The organism is Embleya sp. NPDC020630 (genome assembly GCF_044334985.1).
GTDB lineage: Bacteria > Actinomycetota > Actinomycetes > Streptomycetales > Streptomycetaceae > Embleya.
The window spans coordinates 583,850-604,575 of record NZ_JBIRUB010000004.1 but is presented as its reverse complement, the minus strand read 5'-3'; the positions used below and the strand labels follow the sequence as shown (position 1 = coordinate 604,575).

Here is a 20,726-nt window from a genome sequence, read left to right as displayed (position 1 = left end):
CGAGCGGGGTGGCCGACCACGGTGGCGGTCCGTGGCCGATCCTCGCGCCAAGCCGGTGGCAGTCCCCTACGCCGAGCGATGGCCGGCCCCGTCGCCGAGGCGAGTGGCCAGTCCCCGTACCGAGCGGGGTGGCCGACCACCGTGCCCGGCCGCCGGTGGACCCGTACCGAGCCAGGGTGCGACGGCCTTCGCGTCGAATCGGCGGCCGGTCCCGCGTCGAGCGGCCGACCGGGCCCCGGTGCCGAGGCGGGTGGCCGACTTCTGCGCTGATCTGGCGGTCGCCCCCCAGACCGAGCCGGGGGAGCGCCCCCACGTCGAGTCAGTGGCGGGTTCCCGTGTCGAGTGGGTGGTCGACCTTCGGGCTGAGTGAGTCGTCAGCTCCTGTACCGAGCCAGGGAGTGCCTATGTCGAGTTGGTGGCCAGTTTCCGTGTCGAGCGCGTGGTCGACCTCGGTGCGGAGCGGGTGGTCGGTAGCTGAACCGAGCGAGGGTGCGCGTCCGCGTCGAGTGGGTGGCCGGCTGCCGTGTTGAGCGAGTGGTCGGCATCCGGACCAAGCCAGGGGGTGCCCATCTCGGGTTGGTGGTGGGTTCGCCTGTCGAGCGGGTGGTCGATCTCCGCGCAGGGCGGGTGGCCGACTTCGGCACTGAGCCAGGGGGTGCCTGTGTCGGATGGGTTGTTGACCTTGGTGCTGAGTGGGTGGTCGGCCCCACCCCGAGACGCGGGCGCCTCCCGGGTCGCGTCGGGGGGCGGATTCCGTGTCGAGTGGGTGGCTGACCGCCGGGCCCGGCCGGTGTTCGAGGCTCGCGCTGGGCCTGGGGGCCGTCAGCCGCGCTGAGTCGGCGGTCGGCCCTCGCGCTGAGGTGAGTGGGTGGCTCCGCGTGGGATCGCGGGTCGGCGGTGTGGCGCTCGCGGGTGTGCGCCGAGTGGGAGTCGCTGCGGGGCCTGCTCCCTGCGATGGCCCGGCCCTCCCTCCTCGGTCGGGCCACTCGCCGCGCACCTCTTTCTGATACCCGCCCGCCCTGCCCGTTCCCGACACCCACCCGACCCACGCTCGTTCCCGACGCCTGCCCGCTCCCGCGCCCGCCCGCCTCGTGCCCGTTCCCGGCGCCCGACCGCACACCCGACTCGTCCGCCCGCCCGCTTCCACGCCTGGCCCGATGATCGCGCGCCCACGCCCGTCCGACGCTCGCTCGCCCCCCGTCCGACCCCGACCCGCTCACCCCCACGACCGCCCACCCACCTCACCCTGTCCGGAGTGATCCTGATGGCGGCTCCACCACCTTCCGCTTCTGCGGCTTCGACTCGATCCCCGCGTCGGTCCGGGGCCCGATACCGGTCCGGCTCGCGTTCTCGGGCGGCCGGCGATTTGCCGACGTCCCGTCAGGTTTGGCGGCGGCGCGTCGATGCCGCGTCCCCGTATGGGTTCGTTGCGCCGTTCTTTGTGCTCTTCGTCGCTTTCGGGCTGTTCCCGCTGCTCTATACCGGCTACATCTCGCTGCACCGCGTCCGATTGCAGAACCCGGATGAGATGACCTGGCTGGGGCTGGAGAACTACACCAACCTCTGGCACGACCCCTTCTTCTGGAAGGCGCTGCGCAACACCTTCACCATCGGCGTGATCTCGACCGTGCCGCAGTTGTGCATGGCGCTCGGCCTGGCGCATCTGCTCAACCGTCGGTTGCGGGGACGGACCTTCTTCCGGGTCGCGATCCTGATGCCCTACGCGACGTCCGTCGCCGCCGCGACGCTGGTGTTCGGTGGTTTGTTCGGGCGGGACTACGGCATGGTCAACTGGTTCCTCGGCCTGTTCGGCGTCGACAACGTCGACTGGTACAACGGCACCTGGACCTCGCAGATCGCCATCTCCACCATCGTCACCTGGCGCTGGGTCGGCTACAACGCGCTGATCTATCTAGCCGCGATGCAGGCCATTCCGCACGATCGTTACGAGGCCGCCGCGCTCGACGGGGCGAAGTCCTGGCACCAGTTCCGGCACGTGACCATCCCCGGACTGCGGCCCACGATCGTGTTCACCGTCGTGGTATCGACGATCGGCGCGATGCAGATCTTCGCCGAGCCGCTGCTGCTCCAGGGCGGCCCGATCGGGGTGCGGGGCGGAGCCTCGCACCAGTACCAGACCATCGGGCTCTACATGTACGAGACCGGGTGGAGCAACTACGCGCTCGGCAAGGCGTCCGCGATCGCGTGGACCACGTTCCTGAGCATTCTTCTCGTCATCGGGGCCAACGCGCTTGTCGCCCGGCGCCGTTCGCGTCGCGAAATCCGGGAGGGCCGCTGACATGGCCGGTACATCCGTTGCCCCGCCGCGAGATCACGTCCGGCGCTCCGGGCGCGTCCGTCGGTCCAGGCGCTCGCGTCAACTCCGCGGTGGGCCGCTCGTATACCTGATCCTGGGGTTCGCGACCCTGCTCTCGATCTTCCCCTTCTACTGGTCGATCGTCGCCGCCACCCGCAGCAACGCGGACATCAACCACGTGCCGCCGCCCTTCACGCCCGGCGGCAACCTGCTCTCCAACTTCGACAAGGCCCTCGACGAGGCCGACATCGTCCAGGCGTTGATCAATTCGACGATCGTGTCGGTCACCGTCGCCGCCGGCACCGTGCTGTGTTCGACGCTGGCCGGGTTCGCCTTCGCCAAGTTGCGGTTCCGGGGGCGCGGCGCGCTGCTCGGAATCACCGTCGCGACGATGATGATCCCGCCGCAACTCGGGCTGATCCCGCTGTTCATGATCATGGCGAAGTTGCAATGGGTGAACCAGTTGCAGGCCGTCGTACTGCCCACGCTGGTCACCGCATTCGGCGTGTTCTTCATGCGGCAGTACCTGATGGAGGCGCTGCCCGACGAACTGATCGAGGCCGGCCGGGTGGACGGCGCGTCCTACGCGCGGATCTTCTGGTCGATCGTCGTACCGATCGCCCGCCCGGCGATGGCGGTACTCGGCCTGCTCACCTTCATGACCACGTGGAACGACTTCTTCTGGCCGATCATCGCCCTGTCTTCGAGCAATCCGACCGTGCAGGTCGCGATCAACTCGCTCGGCGGGGGATACGTGCACGACCAATCGATCATCCTCGCCGGGACGTTGCTGGGCACCCTGCCCGTCCTGGTGGTCTTCGGCCTGCTCGGCCGGCAGATCGTCGGCGGAATCATGCAGGGCGCGGTCAAGGGCTGAGCACACGCCGTCGAGCCGGCCGACCCACCCCCTACGTAAGGAAATCCGATCATGACCGACCACGCCCTCACCACCGACCACGCCCCGACCTCGTCGACCCGATTCGCCGACCGCTTCCCGCCCGCATTCGTCTGGGGCGCCGCCACCGCCGCCTATCAGATCGAGGGGGCCGCGGCCGAGGACGGACGGGCGCCGTCGATCTGGGACACCTTCAGCCGCGTCCCGGGTCGGGTGCACGCCGGCGACACCGGCGACGTGGCCACCGACCACTATCACCGCTATCGCGAGGACGTCGCCCTGATGGCAGAACTCGGCCTGGGCGCCTACCGGTTCTCCATCGCCTGGGCGCGGGTGTTGCCCACCGGGAGCGGACCGGTCAACGCGGCCGGGTTGGACTTCTACGATCGGCTCGTGGACGAACTCCTCGCGCACGGCGTGGATCCGTACGCGACGCTGTACCACTGGGACCTGCCCCAGGCGCTCCAGGACGCGGGCGGATGGGGCGCGCGCGATACCTCGGCCCGGTTCGCCGACTACGCGCGGCTGGTGGCGGCGCGGCTCGGCGACCGCGTGCGCGACTGGACCACGCTCAACGAGCCCTGGTGCTCCGCGTTCCTGGGCCACGGGTCGGGCGTACACGCGCCGGGGGCGAGCGACCAGGAGTTGTCGCTGCGTGCGAACCACCATCTGCTGCTCGCCCACGGGCTCGGCGTCGCGGCGTTGCGGGCCGAACTGCCGGCCGGGCACCGCGTCGCGATCACGCTCAATCCGGCGGCGGTGCGCCCCCTCTCGGACCGGCCCGCGGATCTGGACGCGGTGCGTCGGGTGGACGGCCTGGCCAACCGGATCCACCTCGGCCCGCTGCTGCGCGGCGAGTATCCGGCGGACGTGCTCCGCGACACCGCCTCGGTGACCGACTGGGCGTTCGTGCGCGACGGCGATCTCGCCGAGATCGCCCGGCCGATCGACGTGCTCGGGGTGAACTACTACACGCCGCTCCTGGTCGGTGCCGCCGAGGACGGCGGCACCGAGGCCGGCCGGGACGACGGGCACGGCGCGAGCGCGTACTCCCCGTGGCCCGCGTGCGCGGACGTGCGCTTCGCGCAGGTGCCGGGGGAGCGCACCGCGATGGGCTGGGGGGTCGACCCGAGCGGACTGTACGACGTGCTGAGCCGGTTGCGGGCCGAGGCGCCGGGGCTGCCGCTGATGGTGACCGAGAACGGCGCGGCCTACGAGGATCGCATGGACCCGGCCGGCACGATCGAGGACGTCGAACGCACGGCCTACATCGCGGCGCACATCGCGGCGGTGGGCCGGGCCGTCGACGACGGGGTGGACGTCCGGGGCTACTTCGTGTGGTCCTTGTTGGACAATTTCGAGTGGGCGTACGGCTACGCCAAACGCTTCGGCATCGTGCACGTGGACTTCGCGACCGGTCGGCGTACGCCCAAGCACAGCGCACGCTGGTACGCGGCGTTGATCGCCGGCGATCGGGTGCCCGAAGCCGAGCCGGCCTCGGACGGATTGGGGAGCATTGACCAGGAATGACGGTCGGAGCAAGGTCGCCTCGGCGGCCGAACCGCCGACCCTGGAGACGGTGGCGGCGGTGGCCGGGGTGTCCCGCGCCACCGTCTCCCGGGTGATCAACAGCTCACCCAAGGTCAGCCCGCGGGTGCGCGAGGTGGTCGAGGCGGCGATCGCGCGGACCGGCTACGTACCCAACCGCGCGGCGCGCACGCTGGTCACCCGGCGCACCGACTCGGTGGCGCTGGTCGTCCAGGAGCCGGAGACCCGGCTCTTCGGTGATCCGTACCTGTCCGCGATCGTGCGTTCCGTGGGCGCCGAACTGGCAGACACCGACAACCAGCTCGTGCTGATGATGGTGCGCACGGCCGCGCAGCAGGACCGGTTGGAGCGATATCTGCGCGGCGGCCACGTGGACGGGGCGCTGCTGGTGTCGTTGCACGGGGACGACTCGCTGGCGGGTCGGCTGCACGACGCGGGCATGCCCGTGGTGGTGGGCGGGCGACCGCTCGGTCCGGACGCCGACTTCGTCTACGTGGACGCGGACAACGTGGGCGGTGCGCGCGCCGCGGTGGAGCACCTGAGCGCGCGCGGACGACGGCGGATCGCCACGATCGCCGGCCCTCAGGACATGTGTGCGGGCGTGGACCGGCTGCGCGGCTATCTGGACGCGGTACCCGGGCCGGCGCTGGTCGCGCACGCGGACTTCGGTCGGGCCGGCGGGGCCGCCGCGATGCGCACGCTGTTGGCCCAGGCGCCGGACCTGGACGCGGTGTTCGCGGCGTCCGACCTGATGGCGGTCGGCGCGATGGCGGCGTTGGCGGCGGCGGGTCGGCGCGTGCCCGAGGATGTCGCGGTGGTCGGCTTCGACGACGCGGATGTCGCGGGATGGGCCGAGCCCGCGCTCACCACGGTGCGGCAACAGGTCGCGGAGCAGGGTCGGTTGATGACGCGGTTGCTGCTGGAACGGATCGGCGGCGGGGGCCCGGGAAGCTCCGCAGTGTTGGGCACGACGCTGGTCGAGCGGCGTTCGTCGTGAGCCGTGACGCCGTGACGCCGTGACGCCGTGACGCCGTGACGCCGTGACGCCGTGACGCCGTCGGGCCGCGACGCCGCGGCGTCGTGACGGGGTCCCACCCCGCTGCCCGAAGCGCGCCGATGTCGGGAAGTCGACATGGCGAGGACCCGAATTTCGGTGCGAACCGAGGGTCGAGATCGGTGTTTTTCCGGCCGTATCACGTCCCGTGAGCGTCGGTGACCCGGACCCGATGTTCCACCGGATGGGCGATCGCGCGATGATCTCCCGGTGACCGATACCCGTCCCCCGATCCGCTGCGCGTGGTCGGGGGTACTCCAGTGACCGGCGCCGGCACCGGGCTGCTGTTCTCGCCCTGGTTGTGGCTGGTGATGCCACTGATCGTCTCCATCGACGCCGTAGTGCCCATCGTGCCCGGCGACGAACTCGTGATGGCCGCCGCAGCGGTCGCCGACGGAGACGTGCGCTATGTGGCCATGGTCCTGCTGACCGCCGCGATCGGTGCCTTCGTCGGGGACCAGTGCGCCTACGCGGTCGGCCGCGCACGGCTTCGCCGCGGGGGCGACGCCGTACTCGGACCGCGCCGACAAAAGGCGATGGACCTGGCCCGCAACGCGCTCGCCAAGGGCGGCATGTCGGCGCTGATCGCGGCCCGATTCCTGCCCGGCGGGCGGACCGCGGTGAACATGCTCGCCGGCCGACTCGGCTACCCGCCGCCGCAGTTCCGCGCGGCCACCCTGGTCGGCGCGATCATCTCGGTGTCGTACGCGATGACGGTCGGCACGCTGGCCGGCCACATCGTCGAGGACAGCCCGCTCCTGGTCGCCCTCGGCGGCATGGCGCTGGGGGCCTCCGTCCCGCTGATCGTGGGCGTGCCGGCACGTGTCGTGCGCGAGGTCCGCCGCCGACGCCACGCCGGCGAGGCGACCGCCGAGGCGTGACCCGATCCGACACGTGTGGGGCACGGGACGCACATCCCGTGCCCCACACGCGTGTCGGGCGGGTGGGACGAGCCGGGCGTACACCGCGGCTCGTCCCACCCGCCCCGCGCCTAACCCGCTCCGCGCTCCGTCAACATCGAGCGCATCAGGTCGATCTCCGAGCTCTGCCCGACGACCATCGTGTTCGCCAGATCCTTCACCTGCTGGACCTGCGCGCGCGCCTGGCCCTCGCGGGCCATCGCCACACCCGCCTCGTGGTGCGCGATCATCAGCTGGAGGAACATCACCTCGGCGTCCTTGCCGTGCAACGTCGCCAGCTTGTCCAACTGCGCCTGCGTGGCCATCCCCGGCATCAGCTGGGTGTCCGCACCGGCGGCCGGCGTGCCGTGCCCGGAGTGGCCCGGCATCGAACCCGGCGTCATCCACTGCATGACCGGCCGGGTCGAGCCGAGCGTCAGGCCCCACATCTGGAGCCACGACGCCATCCGGCCGATCTGCTCCTGCTGGGTCAGCGCGATGTCGTACGCGAGCTTGCGCGTCGCGTCGTCCTGGGTCAGATCGCGGATCATCATCCCCATCTGTACGGCCTGCGCGTGGTGCGTGCGCATGTCGCGCGCGAAGCCCGCCTCCACCGAGTCGTCCGCCGGCGGATTCGGCACCGCCGCCGGCGCCGGACCCAGCGCGCGCGCGGGCGCGGGCGGGGCGGCCGGCTTGCCGGAGTCGTCCGAGGAACAGGCGGCCAGGACCGGAACGGCCAGCAACCCGGTCGCGATCATCGTCGCGACACGTGCGCGCGGCCTCACGAGGTCGGCTTCCCGACCCCGCCCGTGCACGGCGAACCGGGCTCCGGAGTCTGCTTGCCTTCCTTGTACTTCGTGATGAACTGGTCCAGACGCGGGTCGCTCGCGTTGTCCAGCTTCAGCTGCAGGCCCCACGCCGAGGCGACGATCGGCTTGTCGATGCCGTCGTAGGGGCTCAGCATCATGTACGTCTTGCCCTTGACCTTGGACTTCAGCACTTCCAGCTGGTCCGCGGGCAGGTTGTTCTGGTACGTGATCCAGACCGTGCCGTGCTCCAGGGAGTGCACGCCGTTGCGGTTGGGAATCGGCGCGTCGTAGATCCCGCAGTTCTGCCACACCGGGTCGTGCTCGCCGCCCACCGGCGGAACCTGCCGGTAGGTGACCTCCTTGGGCTTGGCGATGTGCCCCTGCGCCGCGGTGTAGGCGCTCACGCCGGCTATGTCGCTCTTGGTGTTGGGGTCGGGCCGCACGTCGGCGATGACGTTGTTCGCGCTCGACTTCTTGTCGTCGTCGCTCGACGACATGACCACGGCGGTCAACCCCGCCACCAGGGCGAGGACCGCGATGCCGGAAGCGCCGAAGATGATCGCCGAACGACGCTTGGCGGCCTTGCGCTCCGCCTCGCGCTGCGCGGCGACCCGCTCACGCGTCGCCGCCATCCTGGCGGATCGCTGTGCCTTGCTCTGCTTCTTCGAGGTGTTGGGGGACTGTTGCCCCATGGCTCCGCCTTATTCCGATTCCGGGATACGTCTGTGGACCGTGCGAGGGTGTGCCGCGCGGATCACGTACGACTGACGCAGAGCACCGTCAGATCGGGGGCGTCCTTGGCGGGCGTGGGCGCGAGCGCGATGCCTACGGCGTCCGGATCGGCCAACCACGGCGGCAACATCGAGCACGGCGAGGGCGCGACCACCGGCGGCAGCGGCGGGACGGTGGCCGGCACACACGCGTGCGAGCGATCCCCGCAGCGTCCCGAACCGTCGCCCTTGTCGTCCGGACCGCCCGCGTCCCGCTGCTCGTGCGCCGAGTGATGGAAGGGACACACCGTCGGAATGGTCGCGGTCGACGGCAGTGACTCGGCGTGGACCGGGAACGCGCTGCCCAGGAGCGCGGCGCACGCCAGCACAGCCCCGGCCAGCAGCCGGATGACCGGCCGCAGCGGGACTGCCAGCGAGGCCATCCGTTGCGTCACGGGCCCTATTCTCACCCGAAGGAGTGACCCTGTGGGAAGTCGGGGCGCGATCTTTCGTCGTCGCGACCGCGCCGCGACGGCGACACGACTGCGCAGGTGCCTCCGCCGACACCTCCGCCCCGGCACCCCCACGCCGGGCCGGCGCCCGCCCGGCATGGGGAAACCGAGGCAAGGTTCCCGCTCCCGGCTCGATAGCATCGGTGTGCGAGCGAGCGCATCGGCGTACCAGCGAGCCGAGCCGCGCCGCGCGACATCCGCCAACCACACGTCAGGAGACGAACGGTGTCCGAAGCCCGAGTGACCATCAGCCGCGACCCGGACCGGGACGAGCGGGTGGTGACCACGGGCACGACGGCCGCCGAGCTCTTCGACGGCGACCGCTCGGTGGTCGCCGCGCGCGTGGCCGGCCGACTGGTCGACCTGGCCTACGTCCTGGTCGACGGCGACGAGGTCGAGCCCGTCCTGATCGGCTCCGACGACGGCCTGAACATCCTGCGCCACTCCGCCGCGCACGTGCTGGCGCAGGCCGTACAGGAGCTGTTCCCCGAGGCCAAGCTCGGCATCGGCCCGCCGATCAAGGACGGCTTCTACTACGACTTCGACGTCGAAACCCCGTTCCACCCCGACGACCTCAAGCGCATCGAGAAGAAGATGCAGGAGATCGTCAAGCAGGGGCAGCGCTTCGCCCGCCGGGTCACCACCGACGAGGACGCGCGCGCGGAGCTGGCCGACGAGCCGTACAAGCTGGAGCTGATCGGCCTCAAGGGCTCCGCAGCAGAGGCCGCCGAGGGCGCGTCCGCCGAGGTCGGCGCCGGCGAGCTGACCATCTACGACAACCTGGACGCGAAGACCGGCGAGCTGTGCTGGAAGGACCTCTGCCGAGGCCCGCACCTGCCCACCACCCGGCTGATCCCCGCGTTCAAGCTGATGCGCTCGGCCGCCGCCTACTGGCGCGGCAGCGAGAAGAACAAGCAGCTCCAGCGCATCTACGGCACCGCGTGGCCGAGCAAGGACGAGCTCAAGGCCTACACGACCTTCCTCGAGGAGGCCGAGAAGCGCGACCACCGCAAGCTCGGCGCCGAACTGGACCTGTTCTCCATCCCCGAGGAGATCGGCTCCGGCCTGGCCGTCTTCCACCCCAAGGGCGGCATCATCCGGCGCACGATGGAGGACTACTCGCGGCGCCGGCACGAGGAGGCGGGCTACCAGTTCGTCTACACGCCGCACGCCACCAAGGGCAAGCTGTTCGAGGTCTCCGGCCACCTGGACTGGTACGCCGACGGCATGTACCCGCCCATGGAACTGGACGAGGGGCAGAACTACTACCTCAAGCCGATGAACTGCCCCATGCACAACCTGATCTACCGGGCCCGGGGCCGGTCCTACCGCGAGTTCCCGCTGCGCCTGTTCGAGTTCGGCACCGTCTACCGCTACGAGAAGTCGGGCGTGGTGCACGGGCTGACCCGCGCGCGCGGCTTCACCCAGGACGACGCGCACATCTACTGCACGCGCGACCAGATGGCGGGCGAGCTGGACTCGCTGCTGACGTTCGTGCTCAACCTGCTGCGCGACTACGGCCTCGACGACTTCTACCTGGAGCTGTCCACCAGGAACCCGGAGAAGTCGATCGGCACCGAGGAGAACTGGACCGAGGCCACCGAGACGCTGCGCCAGGCCGCGCAGAAGCAGGGCCTGGAACTGGTCGACGACCCGGGCGGCGCCGCGTTCTACGGGCCGAAGATCTCGGTCCAGGCCAAGGACGCGATCGGGCGGACCTGGCAGATGTCGACCATCCAGGTCGACTTCAACCTGCCCGAGCGCTTCGACCTGGAGTACACCGCCGCCGACGGCACGCGGCAGCAGCCGGTGATGATCCACCGCGCGCTGTTCGGCTCGATCGAGCGATTCTTCGCGGTCCTGCTCGAGCACTACGCGGGCAAGATGCCGCCGTGGCTCGCGCCGGTCCAGGTGGTCGGCATCCCGATCACCGAGGAGCACGTGCCCTACCTGGAGGAGGTCGCGACCAAGCTCCGGGCGCAGGGCATCCGGGTCGAGATCGACGACTCCGCGGACCGCATGCAGAAGAAGATCCGCAACGCCAACAAGGACAAGATCCCGTACATGCTGCTCGCGGGCGACGAGGACGTCCAGGCCGGCGCGGTGAGCTTCCGCTACCGCAACGGCGAGCAGAACAACGGCGTCCCGGTCGACGCCGCGGTGGCCGAGATCGTCAAGGCCGTCCGGGAGCGCGTCCAGGTCTGACGCGATGTCGTCGGCGGCGGCCCGGTGATCGCGCGGCAGTGCGACCACCGGGCCGCCGCCGGCCCGTCACCGGGTCGTGGTCGGTGTGTGCCCACGGCATATGCTTCCTGGCATGACGAGCGAGCCCGAGATCCAGGATGGGGTTGGGGGGCCGGATGCCTTCGCCCGGCTGTGGACTCCCCATCGGATGGCGTACATCAAGGGTGAGAACAAGCCGTCGGGGCCGACGCCCGACGACGGGTGCCCGTTCTGCCGGATTCCCTCGCTGAGCGATGTCGACGGGCTCGTCGTCGCGCGGGGTGAGCAGGTCTACGCCGTGTTGAACCTGTACCCGTACAACGGCGGCCACCTGATGGTGGTGCCCTACCGGCACGTCGCCGACTACACCGACCTCGACGACGCCGAGACGATAGAGCTCGCCCGGTTCACCAAGCTGGCGATGAGCACACTGCGCAAGGTCTCCGGGGCGCAGGGCTTCAACATCGGGATGAACCAGGGCCACGTCGCCGGAGCCGGCATCGCCGCGCACCTGCACCAGCACCTGGTGCCCCGGTGGGGCGGGGACACGAACTTCATGCCCGTGGTCGGGCACACCAAGGTGCTGCCGCAACTGCTCGCGGACACCCGCGAGATGTTGGCCACCGCCTGGCCGGTCGACTGACCCGTCCACCCGCAGGATCCGAGCGGTTGTCAGTGGTTGTCAGCGGTTGTTGAGGAGAAGAACTTTGAGCGCACGACCGGTTCTCGTGTACGACGGCGACTGTGGTTTTTGCACCCGGTCGGTGGAGTTCGCGCGAAAGCACATTCCGTTCGACGCCGACGTGGTGGCCTGGCAGTTCGCCGAGCTGGAGGAGTTGGGCGTCGAGCAGCACCGCGCCGAGCACGAGGTGTTGTGGGTGACCCCCGTCGGCACCGTGTACGGCGGCCACCACGCGGTGGCCAAGCTGCTGATGAGCGCGGGCGGCCCGTGGGCCCTGGCCGGCGCGGCGCTGCGCGTGCAACCGGTCAGCATCGCGGCGCACGGGGTGTACCGGCTGGTGGCCGACAACCGCGACCGCATGCCCGGCGGGACGCCCGCGTGTGCGATGCCGGCCCACCTGCGGCCGGACACCGTCAACGCTGCGGGGTGACCCGCCGGACGGCCCTCGCGGTGGCCGCGTGTTCGATCACCGCGTATCTGCTGCTGGGCACGTTCGGCTCCGCCGACATGTGGTGGCTGGGCGATCTGAAGGTCTATCGCCAGGGCGGCCTGGAGGTGCTGGCCGGCGACGGCGAGCTGTACACGATCCGGCCCGGCCGGTTGCCGTTCACCTACACGCCGTGGGCCGGGCTGACGTTCACCCCGCTGGCGTGGTTGCCGTGGGGCGCGGTCGAGGTGATCGGGGTGGCGGGCAACCTCGTGCTGCTCGTGGTTGCGACGTGGCTCGCGTGGGGGATCGTCGGGTCGCGCGGGGACCGGGTGAAGGCGACCGCGTTGACCGCCGCCGTGCTGTTGTGGACCGAGCCGGTCCAGGAGAACCTGCGCTTCGGCCAGATCAACCTGCTGCTGCTCGTCTTGGTGCTGTCCGACTTCGCGCGGGCGCGCGGGGCCCGGTTCGCCGGTGTGGGGGTGGGCCTGGCGGCCGGGCTCAAGCTGACGCCGGCGATCTTCATCCCGTATCTGCTGCTGACCGGCCGGGTCCGTGAGGGGCTGACCGCACTGGGCGTGTTCGTCGCCACCTTCGCGGCGGCGTTCGCCGTGCTGCCCCGGGAGTGCGCGGACTACTGGGGCGGCCTGTTCCTGGACGACACCCGGATCGGACTGGCCCAGTTCCCCGGCAATCAGTCCGTGCACGGCGCGGTGACCCGGCAGTTCGGCGCCCAGACGCCCCCCGGGTGGTTGTGGCCGCTGCTCGCGCTGTCCGTCGCGGCGGTCGGGATGACGCTCGCGGTGCGGGCGGCCCGGCGCGGGGCGGCGCTCACGGGGGTGGGCCTGTGCGCGCTGACCGCGCTGCTGGTGTCGCCGATCTCCTGGACCCATCACTGGGCGTGGGCGCTGCCGCTGGTCGTGGTGCTGATCGACCGGGTCCGGCGCACCCGCGCCCCGGCCGCCACGCTCGCGCTGGTCGCGGTGCTCGCCGTGGCCGCCGCCTATCCGATGCACCGGGCCCGGGTCTCCGGGGTGCTGCCGAGCGGGATCGTGTGGACGGTGCCGTTCGGTGACGGTGGGGAGCTGAACCTGCACGGGTGGCAGCTGCTCGTGGGCAACGCGTATGTCCTGGTCGGCCTGGCCGTGCTGGTCGCAGGCGTCTGGTCCCTGGTCGCGGAGCGCCGACGAATCACCTGTTCGACCGGTTTGGCGCCGGTCGCCGAGCCCGACCCGGATCCGACTTCGTACACTCGTCGTACTTTCAGCTGATCCGTCCCCGCCCGCTCCGGCTCGTGGTCACGGGTCGTACGGCGAGGCGGGCGCGATGCGGGCGAGGGCGCGGTGGAGGGTCGGGACGTCTGCCGACGCGTGTTCGAACGATGATCCGACGATGCCTAGACTGGGCCGAACGAGTAACGGCCCGGTTGCCACGAAGGCGACGGGGGGCCCGGGGGCGGAGACGGCGAACGTGGCGAACAGGAGGCCCCGACCCGGGCGTTCGCTCGGCAGGGCCCGCTCCCTCGGCATCGCCGTGATCGGCGTACTGCTCGCCACCGGCATCATCGTCTTCGTCGGCGGCGCGGCCCCACCCCCGCCCACCACCCGGCCGCTGCTCCTCGGCGGCGTCATATCCGGCCCCGACGGCCCGATCGCGCTGCCCACCGACGCGCCGCGCGTCGCGCCCACCGAGGCCGACCGCGCCTGGCTCGCCCGGGGCACCATCCCCGGGGCGACGCCGCGCGACCGCGAGATGGCCGAGCGCGCACTGCTCGACATGCGCGTCCTGACCCAGCCCGACGGGTCGGTCGCCGCCGCCTGGTACGGCATCTGGAAGTACGTCTGGCCGCGCGACGCCGCGTGGGTCGCGGCGGCCTACACCGCCACCGGGCACGGCCGCGAAGCACTCGACGTACTGCGCCGACTGGCCACGCTGCAACGCCCCGACGGCACCTGGGAGGCGCGCTATCGGCTGGACGGCGGCCCCGTGGGGGACAAGCGCGCCGCCCAATTGGACGGCAACGGCTGGGTGCCGTGGGCGGTCTGGTTCTGGTACGTCCACCAGGACCCGAAGGCCCCCGAGACGACCGCCGCGCTCGCCGAGCTGTGGCCCATGGTGCGCGCGGCCGGCGACGCGGTGACCGGGCGGCTGCGGCCGAACGGGCTGCCACCACGCGGCCCGGACTACTGGGAGACCCGGACCGACCAGGTCACCCTGGGCACCGCCGCGCCGCTGTCGGCCGGGTTGCGGGCGGCCGTCGACCTGGCCCGCCGGACCGACCCGGTCGCGGCCGAACGCTGGGCCGCACCCTCACAACGGCTCGACCGCGCGATCCGGGACACCTTCGGCCGGCACGACTACCCGCGCACGGCCTCGGCCAAGGGCGGCGCGGACACGGCGGTGACGTGGCTGGGCCCGCCGTTCGCGCCGGCCGACGCCGGGGTCGCGAGCGCGGTTCGCGGCGCCGCCGAACGGCTGACACTGCCCAACGGCGGCATCCTGCCGGGCGAGCACTGGGCCGGCGACCCGACGGCGGCGTGGACCCCGGAGACCGCGTCGTTCGCGCTGTTCAGCGCGGCGAGCGGGGACCGGGCCGGCGCCCGGCTGCGGCTCGACTGGCTGGCCGACCACCGCACCGCGGCCGGCTCCCTTCCCGAGAAGGTCTCCGCCGACGGCAAACCCGCCTCGGTGGCCCCCCTGGCCTGGACGTCGGCCGGCGTACTGCTGACCCTGACCGCCCTGGACCGCCCGCTGCCGATCCCCTGAAGGGAACGGGCGGGGCGCCAAGGCAGCGCGCCGACCCGACCGGCCGGCCCGTCGTACCGGCCGGTCGTGCCGCAGGCGGTCGAGCGTCAGGACTCCGCGTCCTCCGTGACCTTCGCGGCCAGTTGCGGGGGCATCGGGTCGTGGCGGCAGTAGGTGCGGGCGAACTGGCCCGTGCCGTGGCTGATCGAGCGCAGGTCGATCGCGTAGCGGCTGATCTCGATCTCCGGGACCTCGGCCCGGATCAGGGTGCGGCCCGAGCCGATCGGTTCGGTGCCCACCACTCGGCCGCGGCGCGAGCTGAGGTCGCTGAGCACGCCGCCCACGTACTCGTCGGAGACGGTGACCCGCACCTCGGAGACCGGCTCCAGCAGGTGGATCCGGGTGCTCGCGGCGGCCTCGCGCAGTGCGAGCGCGCCCGCCATCTGGAAGGCCATGTCGGAGGAGTCGACCGAGTGTGCCTTGCCGTCGGTCAGCGTCACCCGCAGGTCCACCATCGGATAGCCGGCCGCGACCCCCTTGTCCATCTGCGCGCGCACGCCCTTCTCCACCGACGGGATGAAGTTGCGCGGCACCGAGCCGCCGAAGACCTTGTCCACGAACTCGAACCCGCTCCCGCCCGGCAGCGGCTCCACGTCGATCTCGCAGATCGCGAACTGCCCGTGCCCGCCGGACTGTTTCACGTGTCGACCGCGCCCGCTCGCCTTCTCCGCGAACGTCTCGCGCAGCGACACCCGGTGCGCCACCGCGTCCACCGCGACTCCGTAGCGGCTGCGCAGCCGGTCGAGCAGCACCTCGACGTGTGCCTCGCCCATGCACCACAGCACCAGCTGGTGGGTGTCGGTGTTGTGCTCCAGGCGCAGCGTCGGGTCCTCCGCGACCAGGCGGGCCAGCGACTGGGAGAGCTTGTCCTCGTCGGCCTTGCTGTGCGCGCGGATGGCGACCGGCAGCAGCGGGTCGGGCATCATCCACGGCTCCATCAGCAGCGGATCGTCCTTGTCCGAGATGGTGTCGCCGGTCTCGGCCCGGGTCAGCTTGGCGATCGCGACGATGTCGCCGGCGATGCCCCGGTTCAACGAGCGCTGCTGCTTGCCCAGCGGCACGGACATGGCGCCGATGCGCTCGTCCAGGTCGTGGTCCTCGTGGCCGCGATCGGCCATCCCGTGCCCGGACACGTGCACCGTCATGTCCGGGCGCAGCGTGCCGGAGAAGACCCGGACCAGCGAGATGCGGCCCACGTACGGGTCGGAGGTCGTCTTGATCACCTCGGCCGCAAGCGGGCCCTCCGGGTCGCAGGTCAGCGGGTCGCGCGGCTTGCCGTCGGGCGTGGTGACCGGCAGGACCTCGTGCTCGGGCGGCGCGGGACAGGCCCGGATGATGCCCTCGAGCAGCTCGATGGTGCCCAGCCCGTCCGGCGCGACCGCGAGTACCGGATAGAACGAGCCGCGGGCGACCGCCGTCTCCAGGTCGCCGATCAACGTGTCCACGTCGATCCGCTCGCCGGAGAGGTAGCGGTCCATCAGGGACTCGTCCTCGCTCTCCGCGATGATGCCCTCGATCAACCGGTTGCGGGCGTCCTCGATCAGCGGCAGGTGTTCCGGATCGGGGTCCAGGCTCTGCCGGGTGCCGGAGGAGTAGTCGTAGACGCGCTGGGTGAGCAGGCCCATCAGACCGGCCACGCTCTCGTCCTCGCCGTGCAGCGGCAGGTAGAGCGGCAGCACGGTGTCCGAGTCGGGGTCGCCGAACACGCGCTGGCAGATCAGCACCATCTCGTCGAAGTCGGCGCGGGCCTGGTCGAGCTTGGTGATCACGATCGCGCGCGGCATGCCGATCGAGGCGCACTCGTCCCAGATCATCCGGGTCGAGCCGTCCACACCGTCGGCGGCCGAGACCACGAACAGCGCCGCGTCCGCGGCGCGCAGACCGGCCCGCAGATCGCCGACGAAGTCCGCGTAGCCCGGGGTGTCGAGCAGGTTGATCTTGACGCCCTCGTACTCGACGGGGCACAGCGACAACGCCACCGACCGATGCTGGCGGTGTTCGATGTCCTCGTAGTCCGAGACGGTCGTCCCGTCCTCGACGCGACCGGCCCGGGGAATCGTCCCGGTCGCCACGAGCAGGGACTCCACCAATGTCGTCTTGCCCGCCCCCGTGTGGCCCACCAGCACCACGTTGCGTACCGCCTTCGGGCTCGCGGGTGCGGTTACCCTGCCGACGGTTCCGGCGCTAGCTCCGGATTTATCCGCCATGTGCCACCTCCTGGTTGTCCATCTGGTGCGGTCGTCGCAGACGTCCCGGACGCGCAGGTGCAAAGTCGGTCGTCGGTACGCCAACGTCCGCAAATCGATTCCTGAACGGCAGCATTGCCCCGACGCCGGACCGAGTACAAGTGTCCTCGCCGTACGCGCCCTTCTCCAACGCGGCACGCCCGGGCGCGGCACGCCCGGATGACGGGGGGCTCGGGACGTGCGACCGCGTCAGTACGATGGGCGCACCAGGCGGGTCGAGTCCCTCGGATCCCCCGCCGCCCCGGCAATCCTTCGGGAAGGCGATGCTCAACAAATACGCTCGTGCCTTCTTCACGCGTGTGCTCACCCCGTTCGCGAGTTTCCTGCTGCGCCACAACGTGAGTCCGGACACGGTGACGCTGATCGGCACCCTCGGGGTGGTCGTCGCGGCGCTGGTGTTCTTCCCGATCGGCTGGTTCCTCACCGGCACGCTCGTCATCACCGCGTTCATCTTCTCCGACCTGGTCGACGGCAACATGGCGCGCCAGTTGGGGCGCTCGACGAAGTGGGGGGCGTTCCTCGACTCCACGCTCGACCGGGTCGCGGACGCCGCGATCTTCGGCGCGCTGGCGATCTGGTTCGCGGGCGACGGCGACAACCTGCGGATGTCGATCCTGGCCATCGTCTGCCTCGGCTCCGGCCAGGTGGTGTCGTACTGCAAGGCCCGCGCCGAGAGCCTGGGCCTGGCGTGCGACGTGTCCGGGTTGATCGAGCGGGCCGAACGGCTGGTCATCTCGCTGGTGGCGACCGGTCTCGACGGGCTCGGTGTGCCGTACATCCAGGAGGCGGCGCTCTGGTTCATCGCCGTGGGCAGCGTGATCACCGTCTTCCAGCGGATGATCGCGGTGCATCGTTCGGCATCCGCGATCGACAACGCGCTGCCCGGAGGTGACAAGGCATGACCGAGGTCGGGCAGCGACTGGCCGACACCGGGTACGCCCTGGGCTGGTCCGTGGTCAAGCGGCTGCCCGAACCGGTCGCCGCCGCGATCTTCCGTCGCATCGCCGACGTCGCGTGGCGCAGGCGCGGCGGCGGAGTGCGGCAACTCGAGGCCAACCTGCGCCGCGTGCTCGGGCCCGACGCCACACCCGAGCGCGTTCGCGAGGTCTCGCGCGAGGGCATGCGGTCCTACCTGCGCTACTACCAGGAGGCGTTTCGCCTGCCGGTGTGGGACCAGGAGACGGTGCTGTCCCGCATGGAGTGCGACGTCACGCTGCTCGACAAGTGCAGCGCGCGCGGCAAGGGCGTCATCTTCGCGCTCCCGCACATGGGCAACTGGGACCACGCCGGCGCCTGGATCACGCTCAAGGGCTACCCGTTCACCACCGTCGCCGAGCGGCTGCGGCCCGAGTCGCTCTACCAGCGCTTCGTGGCCTATCGCGAGTCGCTGGGCATGGAGGTGCTGCCGCTGACCGGCGGCGACGGCAACACGTTCGGCACGTTGGCGCGCCGGCTGCGCGAGGGCCGGTTGTTGTGCCTGCTGTCCGACCGCGACCTGACCGCCGCCGGGGTGCCGGTGACGTTCTTCGGCGAGCCGACGCGGATGGCGGCGGGGCCCGCCGCGCTGGCCGTACAGACCGGCGCGGCGCTGATCCCGGTCACCCTCCCGTGGGACGGCAAGGTCATCCGCGGCACGCTGCACCCGGAGATCGAGGTTCCGGCCGAGGGCACCCGCCGGGAGAAGATCGCGGTGATGACGCAGCAGGTCGCCGACGCCTACGCGCGGGCGATCGCGCGCGACCCGCAGGACTGGCACATGCTCCAGCCGCTGTGGCTCGCCGACCTGGACCGACGCCGGCTCGCCCGGATCGAGGGGGCCAAGTGAGGATCGGCGTCGTCTGCCCCTACTCGTGGGACGTGCCGGGTGGTGTCCAGTACCACGTGCGGGACCTGGCGGCGAACCTGATCGCCCGGGGCCACGAGGTCTCGGTCCTGGCGCCGGCCGACGACGACACCCCGCTGCCGGACTACGTGGTGCCGGCCGGGCGGGCCGTGCCGGTGCGCTACAACGGCTCGGTGGCCCGGCTCAACTTCGGGTTCCTGTCCGCCGCGCGGGTACGGCGGTGGATCCACGACGGGCACTTCGACGTGCTGCACATCCACGAACCGGCCACCCCCAGCCTGTCGTTGCTCGCGTGCTGGGCGGCGTCCGGGCCGGTGGTGGCCACGTTCCACACCTCCAACGCCCGCTCGCGCGCGATGATCGCGGCCTACCCGATCCTGCAACCCGCGCTGGAGAAGATCAGCGCGCGGATCGCGGTCAGCGAGTACGCGCGCCGCACGCTGGTCGAACACCTGGGCGGCGACGCGGTGGTGATCCCGAACGGGGTCGATGTCGGCTTCTTCGCCGACGCGCCCGTCGAGCCCGCGTGGCAGGGCACGCCCGAGGCGCCCACCATCGGCTTCATCGGACGAATCGACGAGTCGCGCAAGGGACTTCCCACCCTGATCGAGGCGTTCCCCAGGATCGTCGAGGCGTTTCCCGGCGTGCGGCTGCTGGTCGCGGGGCGCGGCGACGCCGAGGAGGCCGTGGAGGATCTGCCGGAGGGGCTGCGCGGGCAGGTCACCTTCCTCGGCATGGTCAGCGACCTGGACAAGGCGCGGCTGTTGCGCAGCGTCGATGTGTACGTGGCGCCGAACACCGGCGGCGAGAGCTTCGGGATCATCCTGGTCGAGGCGATGTCGGCGGCGGCGCCCGTGCTGGCGAGCGACCTGGACGCGTTTCGCCAGGTGCTGGACGGCGGGCGGGCGGGGGAGTTGTTCGCGGTGGAGGACGCCGAGGCGCTCGCCGCGGCCGCGGTGGGCCTGTTGCGGGATCCGGCGCGACGCGACGAGTTGCGCGAGATCGGGCGCAAGCACGTGCGGCGCTACGACTGGGAGACCGTCGGCACGGACATCCTCGGCGTCTACGAAACCGTCACCGCCGGAGCACCCGCGGCGTAGTGAGCGCCCCCGGCGGCGCGTACTAGGGTCGCCGGGTGATGACTGTCATCTGGATCTTGATCGCCGTGCTCGCGGTCGGGGTGTACCTGAGTTGGACCGCCGGGCGGCTCGATCGGCTGCACGCGCGGGTGGACTCCAGTCGGGCGGCCCTGGACGCGCAGTTGTTGCGGCGCTCGGCCGTGGCGCAGGAGATCGCCACCTCGGGGCTTTTGGATCCGGCGTCCTCGCTCGTGCTGGCCGGCGCCGCGCACGAGGCGCGCAACGCCGCCGAGGAGGAGCGTGAGGTCGCCGAAAGCGATCTGACCCGAGCGCTGCGGTTCCTGTTCGAGGACCCGGCCCAGGCGGACGACCTCCGGGCCCGGCCCGGCGGCGAGGAACTGGTCGCGGAACTGCAGACCGCGGTGCGCCGCGTGCCGATGGCGCGGCGATTCCACAACGACGCGGTGCGCGGCGCGCGGGCGGTGCGCCGGCACCGATTGGTGCGCTACCTGCGGCTGGCCGGCCACGCCCCGTACCCCGTCACCTTCGAGATGGACGACGAGGAACCCCGCACATTGCAGCCCGGTGGGTCCTGACAGGAGCCACGTGCAGGCCACCATGGACAGATTGGCCCGGGTAATTCGCCGGGGTGGCATGACATTAGGATCCACATCACC

The 20,726-nt window shown here is 71.3% G+C and carries 18 protein-coding genes; 14 read left to right on the top strand and 4 right to left on the bottom strand.

Annotated features, from left to right (window positions below):
- The first annotated feature begins 1,264 nt into the window (after positions 1–1,264).
- The 5 genes from ACH4XV_RS18685 to ACH4XV_RS18665 all read left to right on the top strand — a co-directional run bounded on the left by ACH4XV_RS18685 (position 1,265) and on the right by ACH4XV_RS18665 (position 6,695).
- The gene (locus ACH4XV_RS18685) at positions 1,265–2,299 is read left to right on the top strand and encodes a carbohydrate ABC transporter permease (RefSeq protein ID WP_395791040.1); all 1,035 of its coding nucleotides are present in this window, start codon (positions 1,265–1,267) and stop codon (positions 2,297–2,299) included.
- Position 2,300: 1 nt separating this feature from the next.
- A complete protein-coding gene (locus ACH4XV_RS18680) occupies positions 2,301–3,194 on the top strand; it encodes a carbohydrate ABC transporter permease (protein ID WP_395791038.1) in 894 nt (297 codons plus the stop codon).
- Positions 3,195–3,245: 51 nt separating this feature from the next.
- Positions 3,246–4,742: a GH1 family beta-glucosidase gene (locus ACH4XV_RS18675; protein WP_395791036.1), complete on the top strand. Its 1,497-nt coding sequence runs from the start codon at positions 3,246–3,248 to the stop codon at positions 4,740–4,742.
- On the top strand, positions 4,729–5,757 hold the full coding sequence (locus ACH4XV_RS18670) for a LacI family DNA-binding transcriptional regulator (protein WP_395791034.1): 1,029 nt from the start codon (positions 4,729–4,731) through the stop codon (positions 5,755–5,757). The genes ACH4XV_RS18675 and ACH4XV_RS18670 overlap by 14 nt, the downstream gene beginning before the upstream one ends.
- Positions 5,758–6,074: 317 nt before the next feature.
- Positions 6,075–6,695: a DedA family protein gene (locus ACH4XV_RS18665; RefSeq protein WP_395791032.1), complete on the top strand. Its 621-nt coding sequence runs from the start codon at positions 6,075–6,077 to the stop codon at positions 6,693–6,695.
- Between the two features lie 110 nt (positions 6,696–6,805).
- On the opposite strand, the gene ACH4XV_RS18660 is transcribed toward ACH4XV_RS18665, so the two are convergent.
- The 3 genes from ACH4XV_RS18660 to ACH4XV_RS18650 all read right to left on the bottom strand — a co-directional run bounded on the left by ACH4XV_RS18660 (position 6,806) and on the right by ACH4XV_RS18650 (position 8,687).
- A complete protein-coding gene (locus ACH4XV_RS18660) occupies positions 6,806–7,471 on the bottom strand; it encodes a DUF305 domain-containing protein (protein WP_395791030.1) in 666 nt (221 codons plus the stop codon).
- 23 nt (positions 7,472–7,494) lie between these two features.
- Positions 7,495–8,214, bottom strand: coding sequence for a DUF3105 domain-containing protein (locus tag ACH4XV_RS18655; protein ID WP_380010328.1), 720 nt, complete (start codon positions 8,212–8,214; stop codon positions 7,495–7,497).
- A gap of 62 nt (positions 8,215–8,276) precedes the next feature.
- Positions 8,277–8,687: a hypothetical protein gene (locus ACH4XV_RS18650; protein ID WP_395791028.1), complete on the bottom strand. Its 411-nt coding sequence runs from the start codon at positions 8,685–8,687 to the stop codon at positions 8,277–8,279.
- 282 nt (positions 8,688–8,969) lie between these two features.
- Between ACH4XV_RS18650 and thrS the strand changes: the two genes are divergently transcribed.
- From thrS to ACH4XV_RS18625, 5 genes are all read left to right on the top strand, one after another.
- Positions 8,970–10,949 (top strand): threonine--tRNA ligase, encoded by a 1,980-nt coding sequence (gene thrS / locus ACH4XV_RS18645; protein ID WP_395791026.1) that lies wholly within the window; start codon positions 8,970–8,972, stop codon positions 10,947–10,949.
- A gap of 100 nt (positions 10,950–11,049) precedes the next feature.
- Entirely contained in the window at positions 11,050–11,610 is a 561-nt protein-coding gene (locus ACH4XV_RS18640) for an HIT family protein (protein WP_380010319.1), read from the top strand.
- A gap of 64 nt (positions 11,611–11,674) precedes the next feature.
- Positions 11,675–12,079, top strand: a complete 405-nt coding sequence (locus ACH4XV_RS18635; RefSeq protein ID WP_395791024.1) for a thiol-disulfide oxidoreductase DCC family protein — start codon at positions 11,675–11,677, stop codon at positions 12,077–12,079.
- Positions 12,076–13,347, top strand: coding sequence for a glycosyltransferase 87 family protein (locus ACH4XV_RS18630; RefSeq protein WP_395791022.1), 1,272 nt, complete (start codon positions 12,076–12,078; stop codon positions 13,345–13,347). Before ACH4XV_RS18635 ends, ACH4XV_RS18630 begins: the two co-directional genes overlap by 4 nt.
- 199 nt (positions 13,348–13,546) lie before the next feature.
- A complete protein-coding gene (locus tag ACH4XV_RS18625; RefSeq protein ID WP_395791020.1) occupies positions 13,547–14,842 on the top strand; it encodes a hypothetical protein in 1,296 nt (431 codons plus the stop codon).
- A gap of 86 nt (positions 14,843–14,928) precedes the next feature.
- Here ACH4XV_RS18625 and ACH4XV_RS18620 read toward each other — a convergent pair whose 3' ends face one another.
- Entirely contained in the window at positions 14,929–17,088 is a 2,160-nt protein-coding gene (locus ACH4XV_RS18620) for an elongation factor G-like protein EF-G2 (RefSeq protein ID WP_395791018.1), read from the bottom strand.
- A 236-nt stretch (positions 17,089–17,324) separates the two neighbouring features.
- On the opposite strand from ACH4XV_RS18620, the gene pgsA reads away from it, so the two are divergent.
- Genes pgsA through ACH4XV_RS18600 form a run of 4 tightly spaced genes read left to right on the top strand, consistent with a single transcriptional unit; the run spans position 17,325 to position 20,645 of the window.
- Positions 17,325–18,029, top strand: coding sequence for a phosphatidylinositol phosphate synthase (gene pgsA / locus ACH4XV_RS18615; RefSeq protein WP_380010304.1), 705 nt, complete (start codon positions 17,325–17,327; stop codon positions 18,027–18,029).
- On the top strand, positions 18,026–18,952 hold the full coding sequence (locus ACH4XV_RS18610; protein ID WP_395791016.1) for a phosphatidylinositol mannoside acyltransferase: 927 nt from the start codon (positions 18,026–18,028) through the stop codon (positions 18,950–18,952). The genes pgsA and ACH4XV_RS18610 overlap by 4 nt, the downstream gene beginning before the upstream one ends.
- Entirely contained in the window at positions 18,949–20,070 is a 1,122-nt protein-coding gene (locus ACH4XV_RS18605; protein ID WP_395791014.1) for a glycosyltransferase family 4 protein, read from the top strand. Before ACH4XV_RS18610 ends, ACH4XV_RS18605 begins: the two co-directional genes overlap by 4 nt.
- Positions 20,071–20,108: 38 nt before the next feature.
- A complete protein-coding gene (locus tag ACH4XV_RS18600) occupies positions 20,109–20,645 on the top strand; it encodes a hypothetical protein (RefSeq protein WP_380010413.1) in 537 nt (178 codons plus the stop codon).
- The last annotated feature ends 81 nt before the right edge of the window (positions 20,646–20,726 follow it).

Bases quoted from the DNA above. Each gene is read 5' to 3' on its own strand.
- ACH4XV_RS18685 (WP_395791040.1), top strand. From the start codon at position 1,265: ATGGCGGCTCCACCACCTTCCGCTTCTGCGGCTTCGACTCGATCCCCG.
- ACH4XV_RS18680 (WP_395791038.1), top strand. From the start codon at position 2,301: ATGGCCGGTACATCCGTTGCCCCGCCGCGAGATCACGTCCGGCGCTCC.
- ACH4XV_RS18675 (WP_395791036.1), top strand. From the start codon at position 3,246: ATGACCGACCACGCCCTCACCACCGACCACGCCCCGACCTCGTCGACC.
- ACH4XV_RS18660 (WP_395791030.1), bottom strand. From the start codon at position 7,471: ATGATCGCGACCGGGTTGCTGGCCGTTCCGGTCCTGGCCGCCTGTTCC.
- ACH4XV_RS18655 (WP_380010328.1), bottom strand. From the start codon at position 8,214: ATGGGGCAACAGTCCCCCAACACCTCGAAGAAGCAGAGCAAGGCACAG.
- ACH4XV_RS18640 (WP_380010319.1), top strand. From the start codon at position 11,050: ATGCTTCCTGGCATGACGAGCGAGCCCGAGATCCAGGATGGGGTTGGG.
- ACH4XV_RS18620 (WP_395791018.1), bottom strand. From the start codon at position 17,088: ATGGCGGATAAATCCGGAGCTAGCGCCGGAACCGTCGGCAGGGTAACC.
- pgsA (WP_380010304.1), top strand. From the start codon at position 17,325: ATGGGCGCACCAGGCGGGTCGAGTCCCTCGGATCCCCCGCCGCCCCGG.
- ACH4XV_RS18610 (WP_395791016.1), top strand. From the start codon at position 18,026: ATGACCGAGGTCGGGCAGCGACTGGCCGACACCGGGTACGCCCTGGGC.
- ACH4XV_RS18600 (WP_380010413.1), top strand. From the start codon at position 20,109: ATGACTGTCATCTGGATCTTGATCGCCGTGCTCGCGGTCGGGGTGTAC.